Below are 25,466 nucleotides of genomic sequence, written 5' to 3' on the forward strand. Positions count from 1 at the left end.
CTTTCGCCTGCAACTATAGAGCCGGGCGATGGCCCTTACCACTCCCCCGGTCGCCGCGAAAAAGCCGTTCCGCGTTTCGCATCACAATTTCACCCTCGACGACGATTACGCCTGGCTGCGCGATCCCGGCTATCCCGAGGTCAAGGATGCGGAGATCCTGGCCCACCTGAACGCCGAGAATGCCTGGTTCGAAGCCCGCATGGGCGACCGTCAGGGCGAGGTGGACGCGCTGTTCAAGGAAATGCGCGCGCGGATCAAGGAAGCCGACACCTCGGTCCCCCAGAAGGACGGCGACTGGCTCTACTGGATCGAATACGAGGAAGGCGCCGAATACAAAAAGTGGTGGCGCAAGCCCGTCGCCGGCGGTCCCGACGAACTCCTGCTCGACGAAGTCGCGATGGCGCAGGGCAAGGAGTATTTCCGGCTCGGGGCGCTGTCCGTTTCGAAAGACGGGCAACTGCTTGCCTACTCGATCGACGACAACGGGTCGGAGCGCTACACCGCCCGGATCAAGAACCTGGCGACCGGCGAGCACCTGCCGGACGAGATCCCCGGCACGCTTTCGGCGCTGGTCTGGGTCGAGGGCGACACCGGCCTGGTCTATTCGCTGGCCAACGAGAACTGGCGCACCGACAATGCGCGCATCCACCGGCTGGGCACGCCCAATTCGCAGGACGTGGAGCTCTATCACGAGGATGACGAGGGCTTCCGCGTCTCCTCCTCGCTCAGCGCGCAGGAAGACTGGCTGATCATCTCGGCCGGCGACCACGAAACGTCCGAATGCTGGCTGGTGCCCAGCAGCGACACGACCCAGCCTCCCCGGCTGGTCCGTCCGCGCGCGAAGGGGGTCGAGTACGACGTCGACGTGCGCGACGGCACGGTGTGGGTCCACACGAACGACACGCACGAGAATTTCCGCCTCGCCACCGCCCCGCTCGCCGAACCCGCCAACTGGCAGACCCTGATCGAGGGCTCCGACGCGTTCTACCTGACCGGTTTCGAGCTGTTCCGCGATTTCTACATCGTCGACGGCCGTCTCGGAGGCCTCGACCGGGTCGAGGTGCGATATTACGACGATCCTGCGCGGATCGAGCCCATCGACTTTCCCGAAGCGACCTACAGCGCCGGCCTGGGCTCCAACCCGGAATACGAGCAGACCGTGCTGCGCGTCTCCTACGAGAGCATGATCAGCCCGGCGAGCACCTACGACTACGATGTCGCCGCGCGCCACCTGACGCTGCTCAAGCGGCAGGAACTTCCCAGCGGCTACGACCGCTCGCTCTACGCGACCGAACGGCTCGAAATCGCCGCGCGCGACGGGACGACGATCCCGGTCTCGGTCATGTACCGCAAGGACCGGCAGGCGGGCGGCCCGCTCCATCTCTACGGCTACGGCGCCTACGGGATCTCGATCCCGCCGGGGTTTTCAACCACGCGCCTCAGCCTGGTCGACCGGGGCTTTGCCTATGCCATCGCCCACATCCGCGGCGGCGACGACATGGGCCGCGCGTGGTACAAGGCGGGCAAGCTGGAAAGCCGGATCAACACCTTCACCGACTTCGTCGACGTGGCGAAGGGCCTGATCGAGCGGGGGCTGACCGCCGAAGGAAAGATTTCGATCTCCGGCGGCTCGGCCGGGGGCGAACTGATGGGCGCGGTGGTCAATTCCGATCCCGCGCTGTGGGGAGCGGTCGTCGCCCACGTGCCGTTCGTGGATGTGCTGGCGACGATGCTGGATGCCTCGCTGCCGCTGACCCCGGGCGAATGGCCCGAATGGGGCAATCCGATCGAGGATGCCGCCGCGTTCGAACTCATCCGCAGCTACAGCCCGTACGACAACGTGCGGGCGCAGGACTATCCGCCGATGCTCGTCACCGCCGGGCTCAACGACCCGCGCGTGACCTACTGGGAGCCCGCCAAGTGGGTCGCCCGCCTACGCGAGATGAAGACCGATACCAACGAACTGCTGCTCAAGACCAACATGGGCGCCGGGCATGGCGGCAAGTCGGGACGGTTCGAATCGCTGCGCGAGACGGCCGAGGAGGTCGCCTTCATCCTGTGGCAGATGAAGGTCCCGCTTTGACGGCGTCCTGGACCCTGGAGTTCACGGCGAGGCCCGAGCACATCGACGTCAACGGCCACGTCAACAACACGGTCTGGCTCAAGTGGATGGAGGACCTGGCCACCGCTCACTGGCGGGCGGTCGCGCGGCCGCAGGACGTCGATGCCTATGCGTGGTTCGTGACCCGCCACGAGATCGACTATCGCGGCAACATCCGCGAAGGCGAAACCTGCACCGGCACGACCGAGATACGCGAAGGCCCCTCGGGCGCGCGCTTCGACCGGTACACCACCTTCCGTGACGGAACGGGCAGGGTGTTGGTCAGTGCGAAGACGACCTGGGCGATGATCGATGCCGCAAGCGGTCGGCTCCTGCGGGTACCGGCCGATGTGGCCGCCCCGTTTCTGCCTACCGGCTAGGCGGCTTCCGCCGATTTGCGCCGTTCAGTCCGCCGCTGGCTGAAAACCCGCATGCGTTCGTTCACGGTGCGGTTGCGCCCGGTCTGCTTGGCTTCGTAGAGCAGGCGGTCGGCCCGCTCGTAGAGCTGCGCGAAGGTCGCATTGGGCATCGCGTTGCGCGGCACCTCGATCAGCCCCATGCTGGCGGTGACCATGCGGTCGAGCCCCGCGACTTCGTTGGCGATCCGCGCCGGGATGCCCTGCCGGCGCCGCTCTGCCCGCTGGGTAACGTCCGCCCCGCGCATCAGGATGAGGAACTCCTCGCCGCCGAGGCGGAAGGCGAGCACGTCGTCGTCCGGATCGAGGGCGCGCGCGGCGGCCTGGATCACCTTGTCGCCCATGCCGTGTCCGTGCGTGTCGTTGACCGACTTGAACCGGTCGAGGTCGACGATGGCCAGGGTCGTGAAGCCCTCGGCGCGCAGCAGGGCGAAGCGGTCCTCCAGCATCCGGCGGTTGTAGAGCCCGGTCATCGGATCGCGTTCGCTCAGTTCCTCCAGCACGCGGGCTTCGTCGACAGCCATGTCGCGCTGGCGGCGCAGCGAGAGGAAGCGGTCGGCCACGCCCAGCGCGATGATGATGACCTCGATACCCATCGCCACGAACATCGTGTGATCGAGCGAGGACGGGCCCACGTAGACGCCGAGGCCGCGGAGCAGCCGTTCGGCCGACGCGATGATGATCGGCGCCCAGGCCGCGGCCAGAAAACGGCCCGAGCGGCTGCCGCGCAAGGCGGCGCGCAGGATTATGATGCTGTAGACGGGGATGACGGGAAGGAAGCTGTAGAAGTAGAGCTGGTTGTCGATCGGCTGCGTCGCATCGAGCTGCAACGCGGCGAACCCCGGCACCAGCACCGTCCACCAGGCAGTGAAGGTCAGGACCCTGGCCGAGGTGCGCGACAGCGCGTCCTCCTCCAGAAAGGCACGGATGAAGAAGCCGGCCAGCCCGACTCCGATCGCCCAGGATAGCGGCGAGGCGACGGCCATCAGCGTGATCGGAACCTTCGCCACCAGGGCGATCAGGCCGCCGGCGAACAGCAGATAGGCGATCATGGCGATCACCATCCCGGCGTGGAGCAGCACGAAACGTTCGCGCAGCACGACGTAGAAATTGATGTCGAACAGCAGCGGCGTCACCAGCATGCCGAGCACCAGCGTCAGGATCGCGATGGCGAGAAGCGACCCTTGCGAGCGGTAGTCGCTATGCGAAATGCGCGCCTCGCTCTGCACCGTCAGCGAATGCGGCCGTTCGATGCGCACGACCCAGAAGGCATTGCCGGGCGGCGCTTCGGGCATGGCGAGGCGGAAGACCGCCCCGTCGACGACCGCTTCGGCATCTTCGGGGGTGTATTGCCGGGACCGGACGTTGCCGTCTCTGTCGACGGCGGCGATCTCGATGGCCCGGAAAACGGTGATACGGCTGGAGAACTCGGTCGCGGGCTTGCCCAGCTTGCCGGCGGGAAACTTCAGCCAGGCGACGGGCGCGCCGTTGCTCCAATCCCCTTGGCGGCATGTCCACTCGACGCGGGCGAGGTCGCGCATTTCGAGCGAGGTATCGGACGAGGCATGGCAGGCTGCTGCCTGCGCGGCGGGCAGGGGTGAAGGGGATGCGGCGAAGGCCGGGCGCGCGCAGGCGAGCAGGCTGGCAAGCGCCAGCAGCGCACAGATCCGCACGAAGTCCCAACCCGCCATCGTCTCGCGTTAACGCAGCGGGCCTTAAATACGGTTAACCGACCGGCAGGTAAGGAAACTTACGGTCCCGACAGGCCGGCGCGGCCTCAGCCGATCGCGTCCTCGATGGCCAGCACCTCGTAACCCAGTTCCTCGGCTACGGCGGGGTAAGTCACCCGGCCGGCATGGACGTTGAGCCCCTGCGCCAGGTGCGGGTCCTGCCGCATCGCTTCCTGCCAGCCGAGATCGGCGATCTTGAGCGCGTGAGGCAGGGTGACGTTGTTGAGCGCGTAGGTGCTGGTACGGCTGACCGCGCCGGGCATGTTGGCGACGCAGTAATGGACGACCTCGTCGACCACGTAGGTCGGGTTGTCGTGAGTGGTCGCCCGGCTCGTTTCGAAGCAGCCGCCTTGGTCGATCGCCACGTCGACCAGCACTGCGCCCGGCTTCATGCACTTGAGCATGTCGCGAGTGACCAGCTTGGGCGCCGCGGCCCCGGGGATCAGCACCGCGCCGATGATCAGGTCCGCCTCGCACACCGCCTCTTCCAGGTTGGCCTGGTTGGAAAAGCGGGTCTTGGCGCGCGCTTCGAAATGCGTGCCGACCTTTTCGAGCACTTCGGGGTTGCGGTCCATGATCGTCACGTCGGCGCCAAGGCCCGCGGCCATCTGCGCGGCGTTGAAGCCGACCACGCCGCCGCCGATCACGGTGACCTTGCCCGGCATCACACCCGGTACGCCGCCCAGCAGGACGCCGCGCCCGCCGTGCGCCTTCTCCAGCGCGGTGGCGCCGGCCTGGATGCTCATCCGCCCGGCAACCTGGCTCATCGGCTTGAGCAGCGGAAGCGTGCCGCCCGGCCCGGTGACGGTTTCGTAGGCAATGGCGGTTACGCCCGACTTGACGAGTTCCGCCGTCTGTTCGGGATCGGGTGCGAGGTGGAGATAAGTGTACAGAATCTGCCCGGGGCGCAGCATGGCGCGTTCGTCGGCCTGCGGCTCCTTGACCTTCACGATCATTTCGCATTCGGCGAACAGCTTGTCCGGCGCGTCGACGATGGTGGCGCCGGCGGCCTTGTACTCTCCGTCGGCCGAGCCGATGCCCAGGCCCGCGCCCGTTTCGATCCAGACCTCGTGGCCGTGGCGCACGAGTTCCTTGGCACTTTCCGGCGTGAGCCCGACGCGGTATTCGCGGTTCTTGATTTCCTTGGGGCAGCCGATGCGCATGGAACGGTTCTCCTGACTGTGCGGGCCGTTACAGTTGCAACCTCTTTTGCGCAATGCCCGGCTGCTTTTCGATACGGTTTCGGAGGGCAGGCCAGCAAGCGGCCGGCGCTGTCATGCGCCCGTAACAAAGCCGACTTACCGGCCGCGATCGACACGCGGCGGACACATCCGCAACAGGAAGTTGAAACATGGCGAACAGAACAGGCGTCTCGATCCTAGCCGTTGCGGCCGCGTGCAGCTGGGCCGTGCCCGCCGCCGCGCAGAACGGCGACGCGGCGATCCGCGAGGAGCTGGCCGCCATGCGGGCGCAGATGGCGCAGATGGCGGCGCGCATGGAATCGCTGCAGGCGCAGCTCGACCAGGCCAATGCCAAGGCGAGCGCGGCCGAGGCAGCTTCGGCCAACGCGGTCACGGTCACGGTCGCGGCTGCGGCCAAGGAGGCCGCACCTACCACCGAAATTAGCTGGAAAGGCGCCCCGGAATACAAGTCCGATGGCGGCTGGACCTTCAAGCCGCGCGGCCGGATGCAGATCGACGCCGGTACCGTAGGCAGCCCCGCCGGCATTACCGACAAGAGCACCGGCTTCGGCAGCGAGATGCGCCGCGCCTATCTGGGCTTCGAGGGCAAAGTCCCCGGCGGCTTCGGCTACCGCGCGGAAATCGACGTGGCGAACAGCAGCGTCGAGATTACCGACTTCTACCTGACCTACCAGGCGTCCAGGGCGCTGACCCTGACCGTCGGCCAGCAGAAGCCGGCATTCGGTCTCGAGGAATTGACCAGCGACCTGTTCACCTCGTTCACCGAACGGGCCGCGATCAATAACGCGTTCGGTTACGAACGTCGGTTGGGGATCAGCGCCGCCTATGCCGCAGGCGACGTGATCGTGCAGGGCGGCGTCTTCAGCGACAATCTGGCCGACCTCAACAACGACGAGAACAACTCTCTGGGGTACAACGGCCGCGTCGTCTTCGCGCCCAAGCTTGGCGGCGGCCAGCTTCATCTTGGCGGCTCGGCGCATTTCCGCGACCTCAACGACAGCGCGACCTCCGTCCGCTACCGCGTCCGCCCGTTCATCCACACCCCCGACATCCGCTTCATCGACACCGGTTCCATCAACGCGACAAGCGAGAGCGGCTACGGGCTCGAAGCGGCCTATATCACCGGCCCCCTGCACCTCACCGGCGAAACGCATTGGCAAAGCGTCGAGCGAGTCGCTGGCCCCAACCCCACCTTCTTCGGCGGCTATGCCGAGGTGGGGTATTTCCTGACCAGGGGCGATACCCGGGGCTACAAGGGCGGCACGTTCGACCGGATCAACCCGAAGAACCCGGTCGGGAGCGGCGGGATCGGCGCGGTGCAGGTCAACCTGCGCTACGATTACCTCGACCTCAACGATGCCGGCATCGTCGGCGGCAAGCAGGACGGCTTCGGCGTGGCGATCGTGTGGACGCCGACCGCCTATACCCGTCTGATGGCGAACTACGGCCGCATGGAGTATTCTGATGCGGCCATTCCCGCGGCCGGCGGCGAGCGCAGTTACGGCGTCGATGCTTTCGGCGTCCGCGCCCAGGTCGATTTCTGATTTGTCACACCACTGTCACCAACCGCGCCTAGCGCGCGGCAACTCCAACAGGGATCACCCCGATGAAACTGACCAAGACCATCGCCTTCGCCACGATTTCCGCCCTCGCCCTTGCTGCCTGCGGTAGCGAGTCCGCCGGCGGAACGCGCGATTCTGTACGCGCCGTGGGTTCGAGCACCGTCTATCCCTTCGCCAAGGCTGTGGCCGAGGCCTTCGCCAAGGACAACGCGGGCTTCAAGTCGCCGCTGATCGAATCGACCGGCACCGGCGGCGGGATCGAGCTGTTCTGCTCGGGCGTGGGCGCCAACACGCCCGACATCGCCAACGCCAGCCGCCGCATGAAGGCGAGCGAGTTCGAAAAGTGCAAGGCCAACGGCGTGACCGACGTGCTGGAAATCCAGGTCGGCCTCGACGGGATCGCCTTCGCCAGCGCGAAGGGCGGAATCCAGATGAACCTGACGCCCGAAATCGTCTACAAGGCGATCGCCGCCAAGCCGTTCGGCAAGGACCAGACGGCGAAGACCTGGAAGGACGTCGACCCGTCGCTCCCGGCCGAGCCGATCCTCGTCTACGGCCCGCCCTCCACCTCGGGCACGCGCGACGCGCTGAAGGAACTGATCCTGACCGTGGGCTGCGACAGCGACCCGGCGATGAAGGCGCTGAAGGACAGCAACAAGGAGCAGCACGAGCAAATCTGCACCGAAGTCCGTTCGGACGGCGTCTATGTCGACCAGGGCGAGCAGGACAACCTGATCGTGCAGAAGATCGAGAGCAATCCCCGCGCAGTTGGCCTGTTCGGCTACTCCTACCTCGAAGAGAATGCCGACAAGCTCCAGGGCCTGCCTATGGGCGGCGTGATGCCGACCTACGAGGCGATCTCGACCTTCGAATACCCCGGCGCCCGCCCGCTCTACATCTACGTGAAGAAGGCGCACCTCGCGGCCATTCCGGGTCTCAAGGAATTCGTCGGAGCCTGGGCTGGCGCTTGGGGCAAGGACGGCCTGCTGGCGAAGATCGGTTTCATCTCCTCGCCCGATGACGTGCAGGCCACCAACCGGGCCGTGATCGACGGCACCACCGCGATGACCGGCGAAGGCCTCAAGTAGGCCCACTCGCCACACCCGACGGCGGCGCGGAGCCAGTCCCCTCAGCCCGCGCCGCCGCCCCCATCATTCCATGAGCGACCGGCGCCGAGGCACTGTGGGGGGCGGATCGCCCTTCGCCGGCGCTTAGTCGAACAGGGCCAGGTCGATGCTCTCGCCCACGGCCTTCAGTCCCGCGTCGCTGCCGTGGAGGTGGTCGCCCATGTGATAGCCCTCGCGCATCTGGCGCGGGTCGGCCGGGTCGGCGAAGGCGGTGTCGAGCCGGACCACGGCGTCGAACGCGCCGCCGTTGACGATCCAGTCGTTGATCGCCTGGCGCGCGGCCTCGCCTTCCTCGCTCCAGTATCCCGCGCCCTTGTAGGGGCCGATCGGGCTGCCGATGACCTTGATGCCCTTCTCGTGCGCGCGGGCGATGAGCTGCCGGTAGCCCGCGATCATCTGCTCGGTCGAAATCTTCGGCTGGTCTATCGTCAGCCTTGGCGGGCCGCTGTTGGCCCGCTGCGGGCCGAAGGCGTTGCCGATGTCGTTCACGCCTTCGAACACGATCATGTACTTCACGCCGGGCAGGCTCAGCACGTCCTCGTCGAAGCGGGCCAGCGCGCTCTCGCCCATGCCGGGGCTGAGCACGCGGTTGCCGCTGATCGCCTGGTTGGCGACCGCCCATTCCTTGCCCGCCGCCTGCAGCCGGTCGGCCAGCACGTCGGGCCAGCGGCGGTTCTTGCCGGGCGAGGCGCCGACGCCGTCGGTGATCGAATCGCCGTAGGTGACGATGGTCCCCCTGGCGTCGGGCGAGAAGACCTCGACCCCGGCCAGAAAGGCGCGGAACTGCTTGCGGTCCACCGGTTCGAACGCCTTGCCGACGAAATTGCCCGGCGGGCTGACGGCCAGTTCGTCCACCCCCGTCAGGTGGCAGGTGCAGGGCCCGGTCTTGTTCGGCAGGAACAGCTCGACCTTCATGCGCGCGAGATCGGGCAGGTCGATCGCCACCTCGTCGGACACGAAGGGCGCGCCGCGCGGGATCACCGCGTCGCCCGCGCCGCCGAAGGTCAGCACGCGGCCGGTCCCCGGCACTTCCTTGCCCGCATCGTCGATCTGCGCGATGCGCGCCGCGCCGATCGTCAGCGGGGCGGGGCCATAGCGATTGGTGAACTTGACCCGCAACTTCGTGCCGCCCTCGGTCACCCGGATGACCTGCGTCAGGGTGACGTTGTCGTACTCGGCGGCGGCAAACGGGCCTTCCGTTCCCAGCGGGGCGTGCGGGGCGGCGGTCCACGACGCAACCCACTGGGCCGATGCGGGCGCTGCCGCCAGCATGGCGGTGCCGGTGGCGGCGGTCAGGAAAGCGGTGCGCATCGTCGGTCGTCCCCTCATTTCGTCCAGATCCAGTATTCCGGGCCCCAGCGATCCTCGAGCTCGGCCAGGCATTCGACGTGGATGTCCCGCACGCGCGCGGCGGGCATGAACTCGGCCGGGTCGATCTCCTCGATCTTGAGAGTCGATTTGTCTTCGTAAAGGTGCTCGCCCTTGAGCCGGGCATTCTCGTCGTAGGGCCAGATGAACGCCTGCAGCGAGTGGACGAGGTAAAGCCCATCGTCCTTCAGGCCCGCGTGGCCGACCTTGGCCAGTTCGGCCCCGGTGCTCATCTGGTGGAACCACATCTCGTCGGCGATGCCCCAGTCCGCCACCGCGACCTTGTCGCCCGAATTCCACAGCACGATTTCGCCGATGCCGGCATAGAAGTCGTGGACGCCCTGCGTTCCGTGGACCTGGAACGGCGTGTCGCCCCAGGTGATGTGATAGACCGGGTCGGGCGCCATCATGTCGGGCGCGGTGATCTCCTCGAACATGCCCGCCCCTTCGAGGTGGACGTGGCGGCAGTAGTTCTTGAGGATCGCCTTGTGCAGCGGGTCGGACACCTTGTCGTACAGCGCGATGGACGGGTCCATGCAGCGATAGACCTCGGCCTCGTACTTGCTAGCCATGCTTGCCTCCCTCTCTCGCCGCCAAGGCTGCCACATTCGCGGACAAAGTCAAACGCGCGCCGCAGGGCGAACGAAAAGGGGCGCCGGATCGCTCCGGCGCCCCCTTCGGACACGGTTGTTTCGCGCGAGCTAGAAGTCGACGCTCACCCGCCCGTAGACATAGCGGCCGTTGAACCCGGCCGGCGAGAACGCGCTGTAGGGCAGGAAGTAGCCGTTGAGGCCGTAGTTCTGCCCGTTGACCACGCCGTAAAGGACCCGGTCGGGATAGCTGTCGAGCACGTTGTTCGCGCCGACCGCCAGTTCCATCGCCTCGAGCACCTGGGCGCGGACCTCGAGGTCGGCCACCCACTGCGGCGAAAGGCGCTGGTCGCGGGCGGCGTCGACACCCGGGATCAGCACGCTGCCGTAGCGATTGGCGCGGGCGGTCAGGCCGAAGATGCCCGAATCCCAGTCGAGCCCGAAGTTGACCTTGTTGCGCGGCTGGCCTTCGGTCAGGCGCAGGCTTTCCTGGCGCCCGAACAGGGTCAGGCCCGGCAGGGTCGGCAGGACCGCGACACTGGTGATCGAGGTCTTGTTCCAGTTGTAGCCCGCCGTCAGGTTGAAGCGCCCGGCGCCGAAATCGGGCACGCGATAATTCGCCACGACCTCGAGACCCTTGGTCTTGGTGTCGATGCCGTTGATGAAGAAACGGGCCGAGGTGACGTTGTTGAACCCGGCAGCGCACAGCAGCTTGGTGACGGGGCCAAAGCAACGCGGCGTCGCCGGAGTGGTCGTGGGGTCCTGCAGCGTCTCGGTTACCACGATGCGGTCATCGATCTGGATGTTGTAATAGTCGGCGGTGATGTTCAGCCCGGGAATCATCGAGAAGGTGAGACCGCCCGACCAGTTGAGCGACTCCTCCGCCTTCAGCGGCTTGGAACCCAGAGCCACCGCAACAGGATCGTTCACGGGCACCGTGAGGATGTCGACGAGCGTGCCGTTGACGTTGTTGGTCGAGGTGGTCGAGTAATACTGCTGGTGCAGGCTCGGCGCCCGGAAGCCGGTGGAGATAGAACCGCGCAGGGCGATCCCGTCAACCGGTTCGAAGCGCGCCGCTGCCTTGCCGTTCAGCGTATCGCCGAAGTCGGAGAACTTCTCGTAACGGCCGGCGAGTTGCAGCGTCAGCATGTCGGCAAAATCGGTCTCGATTTCCGAGTAGACCGCCCAGCTGTCGCGGCTGGCATCGGTTTCGTTTGCGGGGCGGAAGCCGGGAAAAACCTGGGCGCCCGCGGCACCGAAGAAGGGGGCCCCTGCGAAAAGTCCGCCGGCATAGCTCTGCAGATCGCCCGACTGGATCTGGAAGTTCTCGTCGCGGTATTCTGCGCCCAGCGCGAACGATGTGCCCGTGCCGATGCCGATCTCCAGATCACGCTGCAGGTCGAAATTGACCGTGGTCTGCTTGGCCACCAGCTTGCCCGCGTCGAAGGAGTTCTGGCTGGCGTTGCCGAAGCTGACGTTAAACGTGTCGATGACGCCGAACTGGAAGGCGTTCGACCCGGTGACCGCCGAAAGGTCGAAGTTCCACGAACCGAGATCGCCGCGCAGGCCGCCGGCCAGCGCAAAGTCCTCGATCTCGCTGGTGATCAGCGGCAGGAAACCGTCGGCGAAATAGGGCACGAAGGTGGTCGTGGAGGCGGAGAAGTTGCGGTTGCGCGCGTCGTTGGCGCGGCGATAGAAGCCCGCGCTGTTGCCCTCGCGCAGGCCGTAGCTGCCGAAGCCGTAGAGCTCCATCGAGGGCGACAGGTCGTAGCCCCAGTTCATGAAAAAGTTGAAGTCCTTGGTCTTCGGGTCGCCGAACCGGTGGTTGAACCGGTCGAAGGTCTTTTCGCGCGGGTCGGCGGTATTGGTGGCGATGTTGGGGTACTGCTGACGCGGATCGGCGGCCGACCGGTCGGTGAAGTCGCGATCCTGATATTGCGCGGTCAGGTTGAGGTACCCGTCCTGCCCCAGGCCGACGCCGAAGTTGGTCGCCAGCGTCAGGGTTGCGCCGTCACGCCGCTTGCGCTCCGGCCCTCCCTCGAGAAGGTAGACCCCGCCGGCACCGGCAGTGGTGTCGAGCGTCGGCTGGCCATTGGCGCCATAGAGCGGCGCACCTTGCTGCAGCACGTCGTCCATCGTGGTGATGTACTTGCCGTAGGTCGCCTGAGCGCGCGCGCCGGTGCTCTTGCGCAGCTGGACGTTGATGACGCCGGCAATCGCGTCCGAACCGTATTGCGACGAGGCGCCGTCGCGCAGCACTTCGATCCGCTCGATAGCGAGCGGCGGGATCGTGTTGAGGTCGACCGCCGCCGAACCGCGCCCGACCGAGCCGTTCATGTTGAGCAGCGCGGAGGTGTGGCGGCGCTTGCCGTTCACAAGGACCAGCGTCTGGTCCGGCGCGAGGCCGCGCAGGGTGGCGGGACGCAGGGCGTCGGTCCCGTCGGTCAGCGACGGCTGCGGGAAGTTGAAGCTGGGGACCAGCTGGTTGAGCAGCTTGTTGACCTCGGTGTAGCCGGAATCGGTCAGCGCCTCGCCGCCGATCACGTCGATCGGGACCGGGCTGTCGGCCACCGTGCGGTCGCTGCGCCGGGTGCCGGTCACGATGATCTGGTTCTGCGGGATTTCCTCGCCTTCGACGGACGCTTCGCTTTCGACCCCGTCCTGGGCGAACGCGGGTTGCGAAAACGCGACACTGGCTACGATAGCGGTAGCTGCGCTGGCGAGAAACACGGACCGATGACGCATTGCGGTAATCCTCTTGGTGGAAGAGGAAAATTACGCGCGCGAAGGATTCCGTAACAGATACGAAAAGTTAGACAGGGCCGAATTCGCAGCCGTGTTGCACTTTCGTGACATGTGACTTGGAGGCCACATTGTCGGGGAGCAGCCTAGAGCGGGTTGCCGTCGCGGTCGCGGTAGATCTCGCGGCGGCCGACATGGTTGGCCGGGCCCACGAAGCCGTCTTCCTCCATGCGCTCGATCCACTTGGCTGCGGTGTTGTAGCCCACGCCCATCTGGCGCTGGAGCCACGAGCCGCTGGCCTTCTGTGCCTCGAACACCACCTGGCAGGCCTGGCGGTACTTGCGCTCTTCGGGATTGTCGCTCGCGGTAAGGTCGTCCTCGAAGCCGAACATCCCGCCGTCCTCGGGTTCCTCGGTCACACTGTCGACGTAGTCGGGCTCGCCCTGCGCGCGCCAGTGGCTGGCCACCCGCTCGACCTCCTCGTCGCTGACGAACGGGCCGTGCACGCGGGTCAGAGCGCCGCTGCTCGGCTTGTAGAGCATGTCGCCCTTGCCAAGCAGCTGCTCTGCTCCCTGCTCGCCCAGGATCGTCCGGCTGTCGATCCGGCTGGTCACGTGGAAGCTGATGCGGGTCGGCAGGTTGGCCTTGATGACCCCGGTGATGACGTCGACCGACGGACGCTGCGTGGCCATGATCAGGTGGATGCCCGCCGCGCGGCTCTTCTGGCTGAGGCGCTGGATCAGCACCTCGATCTCCTTGCCCACCGTGACCATGAGATCGGCCAGCTCGTCGACGATCAGCACGATCTGCGGCAGGACGCGGTAGTCGAGCTGCTCTTCCTCGTAGAGTTCCTCGCCCGTTTCCGGGTCGAAGCCGGTCTGGACCCGGCGGCCGAGCGGCTTGCCCTTGGCAATGGCCGAGCCGACCCGCTCGTTGAACCCGCCGATGTTGCGCGCGCCGATATCGCTCATCATGCGATAGCGCCGCTCCATTTCCTCGACCGCCCACTTGAGCGCGCGAACCGACTTGGCCGGGTCGGTGACGACCGGCGAGAGCAGGTGGGGAATGTCGTCGTAACTCTTGAGTTCGAGGATCTTGGGATCGATCAGGATCAGGCGCAGCTGGTGCGGCGTGAAGCGATAGAGCAGGCTGAGCAGGATTGCGTTGAGGCCGACCGACTTGCCCGAGCCGGTCGTGCCCGCGACCAGCAGGTGCGGCATGGCCGCCAGGTCGGCGACGATCGGCTCCCCGGCGATGTCCTTGCCCAGGATCATCGGCAGCGCGCCCTTGTGGCCTTCGAAAGCTTCCGACGCGGCCAGCTCCTTGAAGCTGACGGTCTGGCGGTCGGCATTGGGAAGCTCGATGCCCATCACCGTCTTGCCCGGGATCGAGGATACGCGCGCGCTGATCGCGCTCATGTTGCGGGCGATGTCCTCGGCCAGGCCGATCACCCGGCTGGCCTTGATGCCGGGGGCCGGCTCCAGCTCGTACATCGTCACCACCGGTCCGGTGCGAACCGCGTGAATCTCGCCCTTGACGTTGAAATCGTCGAGCACGGTTTCGAGCAGCCGGGCGTTGCGCTCCAGCGCCAGCTTGTCGAGCTTGGCGGCCTTGTCGGGCGGGGCCTCGTTCAGCAGGTCGAGGCCGGGCAGTTCGTAATCGGCGAACAGGTCCTTCTGGCTCGCCTGCTTGCCGGGTTTCATCGCCGGGCGGGCTGCGGCCTTGGCATCGACGATCTCGGTCGGCCGGCGCGGGGCCCGGTCGGCTTCGTCCTCGTCCTCGGCCTCCACCTGGCGGACGCGGCGCTCCTTCTTGGGCTTGAACGGGTTCTCCTCGCGCGGGAGCGAGGGGATGCGGCGAAGCGCGTCGGGCAGGGTCAGCAACTGCACCCAGTCGAACGCGAAGACCTTGCCGACCAGCGTGGCGCCGCCCGCCAGGCAGGCGAGGCCGGCGGCCAGGATGACCCAGACCTGGGCGCCTTCGGGCAGGCGCCCGGCGATCGCCTCGATGCTCCCGGCACCGAGCAGGCCGGCAAGCCCGCCCCAGCCGGCCGGCAACCCGGAGCTCTCGCCGGTGTCGGTCATCAGCGAAAGGACGGTGCCGAGCAGGGCCATGCCGATGAACAGCAGCAGCAGCGGGACCCACCACTTGCGGCCGTGCGGGGTCTCCTCCTCGTCGGCGTCGCGCCACAGCTTGCGTGCGGCGACCCAGCTGAGTGCCAGCAGCAGGACCGAGACGACACCGAAGCCGAGCAGCGCCATGTCGGCCGCCCAGGCCCCCGGGCCGCCCATCCAGTTGGCGATCGGCCCGCCCGCGGCGGTCGAGAACGAGGGGTCGGTCTGTTCGTAGGACAGCAGCGCCAGCGCCAGGAATCCGGTGAAGGCATAGAGCGCCGCGCCGCCGGCCATCTGCATCGCGCGCCGGAACGCACGGCGGAACGCCGCGCGCCAGTCGGCCGGTGGGGCCTTCGCTGCTCTGGTTGCCATCGTGCCGATCCCTTGTCCGGGCGGAAGAATCGCAGAGCCGGGAGTCCCGGTCAAGAAAGTCCGTCGATCGCCGCCCAGCGTGGCCAGGCGAGGTCGCGCGCGCGCTCCGCCGTCATTCCGCCGAGTGCGATCACCGGCATGCGGGCGCGGGCGGCCAGCAGTCGAAAGCGCACCGGGCCGAGCGCGGGGGTGCCGGCATGGGAGCGGGTAGGGAAGGCGGGCGAGAGCAGCACGGCGTCCGCCCCCGCGCGGTTAGCGGCGGCCAGTTCGCGCAGGTCGTGGGCGGTCGCCAGGGTCAGCAAGTCCCGCGTGGGATAGAGCGCGCGTGCCGGGCCGTAGATCCCGTCGGCCCCCCATTCGAGCGCGGTCAGCGCGCTGTCGGCCAGCACGCAGACATGGCCCCGCGCCCGGGCGATGCGCCGCAGCCCCTGCCACCGCGTGAAGCGCTCGGCATCGGCCAGGTGATAGTGGCGGTAGATGAAGCCCGAGCCGCGCGGCCGGCGCAGCAGCGCGCGCTCCAGGCGGGCGTCGTTGCGTTCGTCGGACAGGAGCCAGAGGAACGGCAGAGGCTGGCGCGCGGGCATCGGGGCGCTATAGCGCGGCCCGATGGAAACCGCAGCCTCCCGTCTCGCCGCCGTCGAAGAGCGGATCGCCCACGCCTGCAGGATCGCCCGGCGCGAGCGGGACGAGGTCACGCTGGTGGCGGTCAGCAAGATGCACGACGGCGCGTTGATCGAGCGCTTGATAAACGCCGGGGCACGCGTGTTCGGCGAGAACCGCGTGCAGGAATCGCAGGCCAAGTGGCCGGCTCTGCGCGAACGGCACCGCGAGGTCGAACTGCACCTGGTGGGGCAGCTGCAGTCCAACAAGGCCGACGACGCGGTGGCGCTGTTCGACTGCATCCATTCGCTCGACCGGCCGAGCCTGGTATCGGCGCTGGGCAAGGCGATGGACCGGGCCGGGCGCCGGGTGCCATGCATGATCCAGGTCGATGTGGGGCAGGAAGAGCAGAAGGGCGGCTGCGCGATTGCCGACCTGCCCGCGTTGCTGGCCGAGGCCCGCGTGGCGGACATCCCGGTCGCCGGGCTGATGTGCGTGCCGCCGCTGGGCATCGAACCCGCCCCGTTCTTCGCCCTGCTCGACAAGCTGGCGCGCGACAACGGGTTGGCCGCGCGCAGCATGGGCATGAGCGGCGACTTCGAGACCGCGATCATGCTGGGTGCCACTCACGTGCGCGTGGGGACCGCGCTGTTCGGCGAGCGCACGGCCGCGACCGATTGATACACCTGCTCGATTGACTGGCACAAACCGCCCTGCAAAACTCAGGCCGGATTTTGGGAAGCGGGGCCCGGCCTCGCGAGAGGGAAACATCGCCATGACCATGCAGTCGAACCTGCGCCGCATCCTGCTGCTTCCGGCCGCCGTGCTGCTGGGCCTGGCCCAACCGGCCGCGGCGCAAGAGGCGCACGATCACGCCGCGATGGAGCCGGCCCCGGCAACGGGCGCGAGGAAGACGGTGCGCTGGTCCGACCCGGCCGCCTGGCCGGGCGGCAAGGTCCCGGCGGCGGGCGACGCGGTGGTCATCGCGCGCGACATGGATGTGCTGCTCGACGTCGAGCCTGCCCCGCTGCGCAGCCTGACGGTCGACGGCAAGCTGACCTTCGCCGACACGCGCGACATCGAACTGCAGACCGACTGGATCTACCTGCGCGGCGGCGAGCTGCAGATCGGCACCGAGGCCAAGCCCTACAAGCACAACGCCACCATAACCCTGACCGACAAGGTGCCGGGCGAAGACGTCAACACGATGGGCGACCGCGGCATCCTGGCGATGCGCGGCACGCTCAACCTGCATGGCGACCGCGGCAATTCCTGGACCAAGCTCAGCCGCACCGCGGACAAGGGCGCCACGACCATCGCGGTGCTCGACGCCTCGGGCTGGCGCAAGGGCGACACGATCGTGCTCGCTTCGACCGACTTCAACCCGCGCCAGGCGGAACGCCGCACGATCGCGGCGATCGAGGGCAACGCCATCACGCTCGACCGCCCGCTCGACTACATGCACTTCGGCGAGATCACGTTCGGCGTCGACGAGCGCGGCGAGGTCGGCATGCTGACCCGCAACATCAAGATCCAGGCGTCCGAGGACGCCGACAGCAACTATTTCGGCGGGCACATCATGGCCATGGTCGGCTCGAAGATGCACGTCTCGGGCATCGAGCTGAACCGCATGGGCCAGCACCTGCACCTCGCCCGCTATCCGATCCACTGGCACCTGCTGGGCGAAGGCAAGAGCCAGTACATCAAGAACTCGTCGATCCACGACACCTACAGCCGCTGCGTGACGGTGCATGGGACCAACAACCTGACGGTCGAGAACAACGTGACCTTCAATACCGTGGGCCACTGCTTCTTCCTGGAAGACGGGATCGAGACCGGCAACCAGTACGTGCGCAACCTGGGCATCCAGACCAAGTGCCACCCGACCCTGCCGTGCGAGCCGACGAACCTGACCCTGGCGCATCAGGGCACCGCGGGGCAGGCCTCGAAGAACATCCTGATCCCGTCGGACAACACCGCCAGCACGTTCTGGATCACCAACCCGGGCAACATCTACCGCGACAACGTGGCCGCGGGGTCGGATTCGATCGGCTTCTGGATCGCGCTGCCGCAGCATCCCACCGGCCAGTTCGAGGGTTCCGAGCTGAGCAAGGCCACCTGGCCGCGGCGGATGCAGCTGCGCGAGTTCAAGGGCAACGTCGCGCATTCCAACTTCGACGGGATGATGTTCGACCGCGGCCCTGCGCCCGACGGCAAATTCAACGTGGGCGGCGCGGGGCACATGAGCCATGCCGACCCGGCCGATCCCAAGAGCCCGCTAGTCCCTTCGGTGATCGACGATTTCACCGCCTACAAGAACCGCAACGGCGGCATCTGGGCGCGCGGCGAGATGCACCTGTTCACCAACCTGAAGCTGGCCGACAACGCGATCGGCTATACCCACGCATCGGGCGCGGCGAACCGCGCGCCCTACACCTCCAAGGTGGTGGATTCGCTGTTCGTGGGCGAGACGGCCAACGTCGGCAATCCCGAGCGGGCCGAGGAAATCGCCTATGGCCGCAGCCTGCCCGCAGTCGCGGCGGACTTCCCGATCCGCGGCTACGAATACTACGACTACCTGCACGAGGTGGTGAACACCAAGTTCGTCAACTACGTGCCCAACGACCTGCGCGACGCGGGGGCATTGTCGTACCTGCTGTTCACCAGCTTCGGCATGAGCACCGAGAATTCGGTCGAGGGGCTGACTTTCGAGAACGCCAAGCCGGTCAGCTTCCCGCCGCTGCAGAAGCGCTGGGCGAGCGATTGGGGCGGGCGCGCCGCCTATCGCAGCGCCGCCTTCAAGGACAAGGACGGTTCGGTCACCGGCACGCCGGGCGCGACCATCGTGATCGACAACGGCATCGCCGCGCAGGAAGGCGCCTGCGAAATGAAGGCGAGTTGGAACGCCGCGGTGTGCAAGGGCGACATGGGCCGCTTCCACATCAGCGGGGACTTCCCCGATTTCGGCAACCGCCCGATCGCCGAGCCGGTCATCCTGGTGCGCGACGGGCGCCGCTACGAATACGGCGGCGAGACCACGATCGGCAGCGGCGCCGAAGTGACGATCGAGACCGGCCGCGACGCGATGGCACTGTCGCTGCGCGAGATGGACAAGGATTCGTTCGTGATCGCCCGCCTGCCCGGCTTCGAAACCGCGGCCGAGGGGGCCGAAGTCGCCAGCCTCGACGCCCTGCGCGCGGCAGGCGGAACCGCCTGGTTCAAGGACAAGGACGCGCTGTGGGTCAAGCTGGTGGTCGAGGACCCGGCGCCTGACGGCGACGTCCTGGTCCGCGTCGGCGAACTGCGCGCCCAGGCGACGGTCGAGGTCAGCCGCGCCAAACCCGCTGTCCTTGCCGGGCGATAGGCGCGCGCCCGCACAGGCGGGGCGGGCCTAGCCGCCCTCCTGGGTGTCGCTCTGATCCGACCGCTCGTCGCCCGCGGCGATGAAGCTGATCTTGCCGTTGGGCTCGAGGATCGCCCAGGCCACGTCGCGTACCCGCGCGATGCCCGCGAGGCGCATTTCGCTGAACAGCTCGTTCTGGGAAATCCGCTCTCGGCGCATGTTGGCGGTCAGCATCCGGCCGTTGCTGACGATCACCCGCGGCTCGCCTTCCAGCCACCGCTCGGTTTTGGGGAACAGGAAGGTCACCCAGCCGAGCGCCAGCGTCCAGAAGGCGAAGGTGCCGATCGCCAGCGCCGCGCCGGTCAGGCTGAAGTCGTTGTGCGTGATGCCCTGCTGGATCAGATCGCCGATGACCACCAGCGAGACCAGCTCGAACGGCGCCAGCTCTCCCAGCTCGCGTTTGCCGAGCAGGCGCAACAGTAGGTAGACGATGGCGAACATCACCGTTGCGCGCAGAACGATATCCATCAGGGAAGGACCTTCACGCGCACGGCGATCCGGCCGATCTCGCGCTCGCCGTCGAACAGCGCCACGTCGCCGCGGTTGCCCAGGAACAGATCCGGGTTGACCTGGCCGTCCAGCTTCAGGTGGATCGCTTCGCCGCGCGCGAGCGGGCCATAGTGCAGCTTGAAGAGCTTGTCGGAAAACTCCTCTTCGCCCGCCTGAGGCATCGATGTGTTGATGGTGATGCTGCGCCATAACGAGGGGGACAGCGCGATGGTGGCATCGGCCAGATCGGCGTGCGCCGTCACATCCACCGTGGTTTCGAAGAACATGCCGCTGCGCAGGATGGCGGGCGTGCTGACGGAGAGGTCTGCCAGCTCGGTCTTCGCCACCAGGGGCGGCGAGCTTTGCCCGCCGAACGCGCCCGCGAGCGCGACCACCAGCAAAGAGCCCAGCAGGCCGAGCGCCACCGCGCCCCGCGGCAGGCCGCGGGCGGGCGTAACCTCGCGCTCGGAAATACCGTCGGGCGCGATTCCTGCTTCAGGTCCAAAACCGTCTTCAGGCGCGGTGCCGACGTCAGGTGAAGGGCCTGCCATGCAGCGCAGAACGAAACGCTATCGCGCCAGTTCCACCACCGGCTCGCGGCGTTGGCACAAGCTTAAATCCGCGCAGCCTCAGGCGGCGTGCAGCACCCCGCGATAGGGCGCGTCTTCCAGCGCCCGGCCGGCGCCGCGCGCGACGCACATCAGCGGATCGTCGGCGATGGTCACCGGCAGGCCGGTGGCCTCGGCGATCACCGAATCGATCCCGGCCAGCAGCGCTCCGCCGCCAGTCATCACGATGCCGCCCTCGACGATGTCCGCCGCGATCTCCGGCGGCGTGGCCTCGAGCGCCTCGCGAACGGTCCAGACCACCTGGTTGACCGTGTCGCGCAGGGCCTCGACGATCTCTTCCTGGTTGATGAAGGTCTCGGTCGGGCGGCCGCGCACCACGTCGCGCCCGCGCACCGCCATGGTGCGCGGCTCGCCGCTGATCGTGGCGGCGCCGATTTCCAGCTTGATGCGCTCGCTCGTCGCCTCGCCAATGATCAGGTTGTGGTTGCGCCGCACCCAGCTGGCGATCGCTTCGTCCATCTGGTCGCCGCCGATGCGCGTGGAAAGGGTGACGGCCAAGCCGCCGACCGACAGCACGCCGACCTCGGTCGAGCCGCCGCCGATGTCGACCACCATGCTGCCGAACGGCTCGGTCACCGGCAGGTCGGCGCCGATCGCCGCAGCCATCGCCTCGTCGATCAGGCTGACCTGGCGGGCGCCGGCATTGGAAGCCGCATCGCGGATCGCGCGGCGCTCCACGCTGGTGGAATTGGCCGGCACGCACAGGACGATTTCGGGGCTGCCGCGCAGGCGCACGCCGGCATTGGTCTTGGCCTTTGCGATGAAGTGGCGGATCATCTCCTCGGCCACTTCCAGGTCGGCGATGACGCCATGACGCAGGGGACGGATGGTCTCGACGTTGTCGGGCGTGCGGCCCATCATCAGCTTGGCATCTTCACCCACGGCCCGCACCCGGCGCATTCCCTGCAAGGTCTCGAGCGTGACGACCGAAGGCTCGGCCAGCACGATCCCGTGGCCCTTCAGGTAAACGACAGTGTTGGCCGTCCCGAGGTCGATCGCCAGATCGGCCGCGCGGAACGGGAATAATCCCATGAATGACATTGCGAGCGTACGTCCCTTCCCCTGGCGCAATTGCGCCTCACCCAACCGCCGTCGCGGGCGGAACCTGTCGCTCAGGTTAACCATCGACCCCGGCCCTAGGCCTAATCGACGCGCGGTGCGAGTCGGGCGTCGAAGCGAGAGTTTCTTGGGGATGAGGCGCATCGCATGCTAACGATGGCCTAACCTGGGAGAGCACGATGACCCTATTCGACCGCCGCCGATTCCTTGCCGGTTCCGCCACATTGCCGCTGCTGGCGGGATGCGTGGCGAGCGGCGTTGCCGAGGCGCAGGACGGCGCCGGTTTCGTGACAAGGCCGATCCGCGGGGTCGAATTGCCGGTCGTGGGCATCGGCACCGCGCGGCGCTATTCCGATCCTGCAACCGAGGAAGACTGGGCGACGCTGCGGGCGACCGTCGCCCGCTTCGCCGAGCTGGGCGGCAGGGTGATCGACATGGCCCCGTCCTACGGCAAGGCGGAGGAGGTGGTCGGCCGGATCGTTGGCGAACTGGGCCTGCGCGACAGGCTCTATCTTGCCACCAAGGTCGATGGGGCCGACCCGGCGGCGAGCCGCGCGGTGCTCGACCGCAGCTTCGCGGCGCTGCGCACCGACTACATCGACCTCATCGCCGTGCACAACCTGCGTGACGTGGCCAACTCGCTCGCCCTGTTGCGCGATCTGCGGGCGGCCAAGCGGATCGGCGCGCTGGGCATCACCACCAGCTTCGATCCGCAGTACGAGGATTTCGCGCGGGTCCTGCGAACCGAGGAAATGGACACGATCCAGGTCGACTACGCGCTCGACAACCGCAACGCGGCCGAGGCGATCCTGCCGCTCGCGCGCGACCGGGGCGTGGCGCCGATGATCAACCTGCCGTTCGGCCGCAGCCGCCTGTTCGAGGCGGTGGCCGGCAAGGAGCTGCCGGGCTGGGCGGCGGAAATCGGCGCGGCGAGCTGGGCGCAGGTGTTCCTCAAGTATGTCGTCTCGCACCCTTCGCGGCCGATCGCGATCCCGGGCATGGCACGGGTGGCCTATGTCGACGACAACCTCGGCGCGGCCCGCGGCGCCATGCCCGACGAAGCGATGCGGCGGCGGATGGAAGCCTACTTCGACGCGCTCTGAGCGAGCTCAGGCCGCTTCCGCGCTGCGCTGGCGTTCGTCGCTCGCGGCGTCGAGCAGGGCACGCTCGATCGCGCGCAGGCGATCGGCCGTCTCGACCTTCCCGCCCAGCAGGTCGGTGACGTAGAAGGTGTCGATCGCCCGCTCGCCATAGTTGGTGACGTGGGCCGAATTGACCATCAGCCGGCTTTCGAACAGCGCGCGGGCCAGGCGGTTGAGCAGGGCCGGCCGGTCGCGCGCGGCGACCTCGATGACCGTGAAACGGCCCGAGGCCTTGTTGTCGAACGTTACCCGCGGGCGCACCTCGAAGCTGTCGGCCCGGTTGCGCGCGAGCGGCCGCTTGGCGAGCTGCGGCACCAGCTCGATCTTGCCGGCCAGCGCATCCTCGATCGCCGTCCTCAGCCGGGCAAGCTGGCTGTCCTCGCGGAAGGGCTTGCCGAGCGGATCCTGCACCAGGAAATTGTCGACCGCCTTGCCGACCCGGTTGGTGTGGATGCGCGCGTCGATGATGTTGCCGCCGGCCAGGTGGATCGCCCCGGCGATGCGGAAGAACAGGCCGGGATGGTCGTCGCCGATGACGGTCACCAGCGTGGCGCCGCGCGCGGGATAGTATTCGGTGCTGATCGTCAGCCGAGCGTCGGTATCCTTGGCGTTGGCATAGACCGGCAAGTTGCGGGCGATGATGTCCTCGGGCTCGGCGATCCAGTAGGCGTCGTCGAACCGGCTCTCGAGCTGGTCGATCAGCTCGTCCCGCGGGCCGAGCAGGTCGCGCACGCGCTCCTTCTTGGCGGCCACGCGCTGCTCGCGGCCGTGCCGCTTGTGGCCGAGCCGGAGCTGCTCCTCCGCAAGTTCGAACAGTTCCGACAATAACTGCCGCTTCCACGAATTCCAGATGCCCGGGCCGACCGCGCGGATGTCCACCACCGTCAGGACCAGCAACTGGCGCAGGCGCTCCAGGCTCTCGACCTCGGCAACGAAGTCGAGGATCGTCTTGGGATCGGCCAGGTCGCGCTTGAAGGCGGTGGCGCTCATCAGCAGGTGCTTGGCGACCAGCCAGGCGACCGTCTCGGTCTCGTCCTCGCTCATGCCCAGGCGCGGGCACAGCTCCATCGCAACCTGCGCGCCCAGGACCGAGTGGTCGCCGCCACGCCCCTTGGCGATGTCGTGCAGCAAGGTGGCGACATAGACGATCCGGCGGCCCTGGATCTGCTGCAGGATCTCGCTCGACAGGGGATGGTCTTCCCGGTGCTCGCCGCGCTCGATCGCCGCCAGCAGCCCGATCGCACGGATGGTATGCTCGTCGACCGTGTAGTGGTGGTACATGTCGAACTGCATTTGCGCGCCGACCTTGCCGAAATCGGGCACGAAGCGGCCGAACACCCCCGCCTCGTTCATCCACCGCAGCACGGTCTCGGGGTCCTTGCGGCCGGTCAGCAGCGAGAGGAACAGCGCGTTGGCACGCGGATCGTCGCGCACCTTCTGGTCGATCGCCTTCACGTCGCGCGCGGCCATGCGCATCGTTTCGGGGTGGACCTCGAGCGAGTGCTCCTCGGCCAGCTGAAACACCTCGATCAGGCGCACCGGATCCTTCTGGAACCAGTCGTCGCTCGGCGCGCCGATCTTCCCGCCGAACACCCGGTAGCCCTTGAGCGATCGGGCCCTCTGGCGGAAACCGGCGAGCAGGCCGCGGGCCTTCTTCTTCGACGCCATTTCCTCGTCGATGTGGGCCAGGAATACGCCGGTGAGATGGCCCACGTGGCGCGCCTGCAGGAAATAGTACTGCATGAAGCGCTCGACCGCGCTCTTGCCCGGGCGGTCGGCGAACTGCATCCGCCGGGCGACCTCGCGCTGCAGGTCGAAGGTCAGCCGGTCCTCCGCCCGGCGGGTGATAGTGTGCAGGTGGCAGCGCACCGCCAGCAGGAAGTTCTCCGCCCGGCGGAAGGTGCGGTATTCCTTCTGCGTGAACAGCCCGGCGTCGACCAGTTCGGCCGCCACCTGCACCCGGTGCAGATATTTACCGATCCAGTACAGCGTCTGCAGGTCGCGCAGACCGCCCTTGCCGTCCTTCACGTTGGGCTCGACGACATAGCGGCTGTCGCCCATGCGCTTGTGCCGCTCGTTGCGCTCGGCCAGCTTCTCGGACACGAACTGCGCCTGGGTTCCGGGCACCACGTCGTTCCAGAACCGGCGGGCCGCCTCGTCGTACAGCGCCTGGTCGCCCCACAGGTAGCGGCCTTCGAGGATCGCGGTGCGGATCGTCAGGTCGCCCCTGGCCATGCGCACCATTTCGTCGAGCGAGCGGCTGGAATGGCCGACCTTGAGGCCCAGGTCCCACAGGTAATAGAGCAGCGCCTCGATCACCTGTTCGCACCAGGCGGTCGCCTTGCCGGGCGTGAGGAAGGCGATGTCGACGTCGGAGTGCGGCGCCATCTCGCCGCGCCCGTATCCGCCCACCGCCACGAGCGCGAGGCGTTCGCCCGACGAGCGGTTGGCCGCCGGATAGACATCGGCAATGACGTGGTCGTGCATCACGCGGATAAGCTGGTCGACCAGAAAGGCCTGCCCGTTGGCGCACTCGTGCCCGGCGCTCGGCTTTTCGGCGAGCCGCCGGGCCAGCTCCGCACGGCCGTGGTGCAGGGCGTTGCGCAGCAGCTCCACGACCCGGGGGCGCGCGGCGGGCATGCCCCGGTCGGCCACGGCCTGCGCCACCGCGGCGGCAAGCGCGCGGCGGTCGATCACGTCGCGCTGGTTGGCGATGCTCCGCATGTCGTTCGACATAGGGCAAAGCGCCGTTCATGCAATCCGGGCCGCGCCCTTCGCCAGGCCTGAATCGCGGCGCCAAGTCTTTAACGGGGCGCGCGG

General features: G+C 67.5%; 18 protein-coding genes. 7 read left to right on the forward strand and 11 right to left on the reverse strand.

What is annotated here, in order from left to right:
• The first annotated feature begins 28 nt into the window (after positions 1 to 28).
• A complete protein-coding gene (locus ACWPMZ_RS12910; protein WP_455704470.1) occupies positions 29 to 2,083 on the forward strand; it encodes a S9 family peptidase in 2,055 nt (684 codons plus the stop codon).
• Positions 2,080 to 2,481: an acyl-CoA thioesterase gene (locus ACWPMZ_RS12915; protein WP_455704471.1), complete on the forward strand. Its 402-nt coding sequence runs from the start codon at positions 2,080 to 2,082 to the stop codon at positions 2,479 to 2,481. The genes ACWPMZ_RS12910 and ACWPMZ_RS12915 overlap by 4 nt, the downstream gene beginning before the upstream one ends.
• Here ACWPMZ_RS12915 and ACWPMZ_RS12920 read toward each other — a convergent pair.
• Positions 2,478 to 4,208: a sensor domain-containing diguanylate cyclase gene (locus ACWPMZ_RS12920; RefSeq protein ID WP_455704472.1), complete on the reverse strand. Its 1,731-nt coding sequence runs from the start codon at positions 4,206 to 4,208 to the stop codon at positions 2,478 to 2,480. The genes ACWPMZ_RS12915 and ACWPMZ_RS12920 overlap by 4 nt on opposite strands.
• 86 nt (positions 4,209 to 4,294) lie before the next feature.
• Positions 4,295 to 5,410: an alanine dehydrogenase gene (ald, locus tag ACWPMZ_RS12925; protein WP_455704473.1), complete on the reverse strand. Its 1,116-nt coding sequence runs from the start codon at positions 5,408 to 5,410 to the stop codon at positions 4,295 to 4,297.
• A 188-nt stretch (positions 5,411 to 5,598) separates the two neighbouring features.
• Here ald and ACWPMZ_RS12930 point away from each other — a divergent pair, with 188 nt between their 5' ends.
• Both ACWPMZ_RS12930 and ACWPMZ_RS12935 read left to right on the forward strand, forming a co-directional pair.
• Entirely contained in the window at positions 5,599 to 6,993 is a 1,395-nt protein-coding gene (locus ACWPMZ_RS12930) for an OprO/OprP family phosphate-selective porin (protein WP_455704474.1), read from the forward strand.
• Positions 6,994 to 7,055: 62 nt separating this feature from the next.
• Entirely contained in the window at positions 7,056 to 8,099 is a 1,044-nt protein-coding gene (locus ACWPMZ_RS12935) for a substrate-binding domain-containing protein (RefSeq protein ID WP_455704475.1), read from the forward strand.
• Between the two features lie 123 nt (positions 8,100 to 8,222).
• Here the strand turns inward: ACWPMZ_RS12935 and ACWPMZ_RS12940 are convergent, their stop codons facing one another.
• From ACWPMZ_RS12940 to ACWPMZ_RS12960, 5 genes are all read right to left on the reverse strand, one after another.
• Positions 8,223 to 9,449, reverse strand: a complete 1,227-nt coding sequence (locus ACWPMZ_RS12940; protein WP_455704476.1) for an SGNH/GDSL hydrolase family protein — start codon at positions 9,447 to 9,449, stop codon at positions 8,223 to 8,225.
• A gap of 14 nt (positions 9,450 to 9,463) precedes the next feature.
• Positions 9,464 to 10,078 carry a hypothetical protein gene (locus tag ACWPMZ_RS12945; protein WP_455704477.1) on the reverse strand — a complete coding sequence of 205 codons (615 nt, stop codon included), beginning with the start codon at positions 10,076 to 10,078 and terminating at the stop codon, positions 9,464 to 9,466.
• A gap of 129 nt (positions 10,079 to 10,207) precedes the next feature.
• Positions 10,208 to 12,841 carry a TonB-dependent receptor plug domain-containing protein gene (locus tag ACWPMZ_RS12950; RefSeq protein ID WP_455704478.1) on the reverse strand — a complete coding sequence of 878 codons (2,634 nt, stop codon included), beginning with the start codon at positions 12,839 to 12,841 and terminating at the stop codon, positions 10,208 to 10,210.
• 143 nt (positions 12,842 to 12,984) lie between these two features.
• The gene (locus tag ACWPMZ_RS12955) at positions 12,985 to 15,324 is read right to left on the reverse strand and encodes a DNA translocase FtsK 4TM domain-containing protein (protein WP_455704479.1); all 2,340 of its coding nucleotides are present in this window, start codon (positions 15,322 to 15,324) and stop codon (positions 12,985 to 12,987) included.
• 50 nt (positions 15,325 to 15,374) lie between these two features.
• The gene (locus ACWPMZ_RS12960) at positions 15,375 to 15,908 is read right to left on the reverse strand and encodes a thiamine phosphate synthase (protein WP_455704480.1); all 534 of its coding nucleotides are present in this window, start codon (positions 15,906 to 15,908) and stop codon (positions 15,375 to 15,377) included.
• A gap of 22 nt (positions 15,909 to 15,930) precedes the next feature.
• Between ACWPMZ_RS12960 and ACWPMZ_RS12965 the strand changes: the two genes are divergently transcribed.
• Together ACWPMZ_RS12965 and ACWPMZ_RS12970 are read left to right on the forward strand one after the other, a co-directional pair.
• A complete protein-coding gene (locus tag ACWPMZ_RS12965) occupies positions 15,931 to 16,605 on the forward strand; it encodes a YggS family pyridoxal phosphate-dependent enzyme (RefSeq protein WP_455704481.1) in 675 nt (224 codons plus the stop codon).
• Between the two features lie 94 nt (positions 16,606 to 16,699).
• A complete protein-coding gene (locus ACWPMZ_RS12970; RefSeq protein WP_455704482.1) occupies positions 16,700 to 19,288 on the forward strand; it encodes a G8 domain-containing protein in 2,589 nt (862 codons plus the stop codon).
• 27 nt (positions 19,289 to 19,315) lie between these two features.
• Here ACWPMZ_RS12970 and ACWPMZ_RS12975 read toward each other — a convergent pair whose 3' ends face one another.
• The 3 genes from ACWPMZ_RS12975 to ACWPMZ_RS12985 all read right to left on the reverse strand — a co-directional run bounded on the left by ACWPMZ_RS12975 (position 19,316) and on the right by ACWPMZ_RS12985 (position 21,486).
• Positions 19,316 to 19,795, reverse strand: coding sequence for a DUF421 domain-containing protein (locus tag ACWPMZ_RS12975; RefSeq protein ID WP_455704483.1), 480 nt, complete (start codon positions 19,793 to 19,795; stop codon positions 19,316 to 19,318).
• Positions 19,795 to 20,367, reverse strand: coding sequence for a hypothetical protein (locus tag ACWPMZ_RS12980; protein WP_455704484.1), 573 nt, complete (start codon positions 20,365 to 20,367; stop codon positions 19,795 to 19,797). The genes ACWPMZ_RS12975 and ACWPMZ_RS12980 overlap by 1 nt, the downstream gene beginning before the upstream one ends.
• A 78-nt stretch (positions 20,368 to 20,445) precedes the next feature.
• Positions 20,446 to 21,486, reverse strand: coding sequence for a rod shape-determining protein (locus ACWPMZ_RS12985; RefSeq protein WP_455704485.1), 1,041 nt, complete (start codon positions 21,484 to 21,486; stop codon positions 20,446 to 20,448).
• Between the two features lie 197 nt (positions 21,487 to 21,683).
• Here ACWPMZ_RS12985 and ACWPMZ_RS12990 point away from each other — a divergent pair, with 197 nt between their 5' ends.
• Entirely contained in the window at positions 21,684 to 22,607 is a 924-nt protein-coding gene (locus ACWPMZ_RS12990) for an aldo/keto reductase (RefSeq protein WP_455704486.1), read from the forward strand.
• Between the two features lie 6 nt (positions 22,608 to 22,613).
• Here the strand turns inward: ACWPMZ_RS12990 and ACWPMZ_RS12995 are convergent, their stop codons facing one another.
• Positions 22,614 to 25,370, reverse strand: a complete 2,757-nt coding sequence (locus ACWPMZ_RS12995) for a [protein-PII] uridylyltransferase (RefSeq protein ID WP_455704487.1) — start codon at positions 25,368 to 25,370, stop codon at positions 22,614 to 22,616.
• Between the last annotated feature and the right edge of the window lie 96 nt (positions 25,371 to 25,466).

This window comes from Tsuneonella sp. HG222, assembly GCF_053819185.1.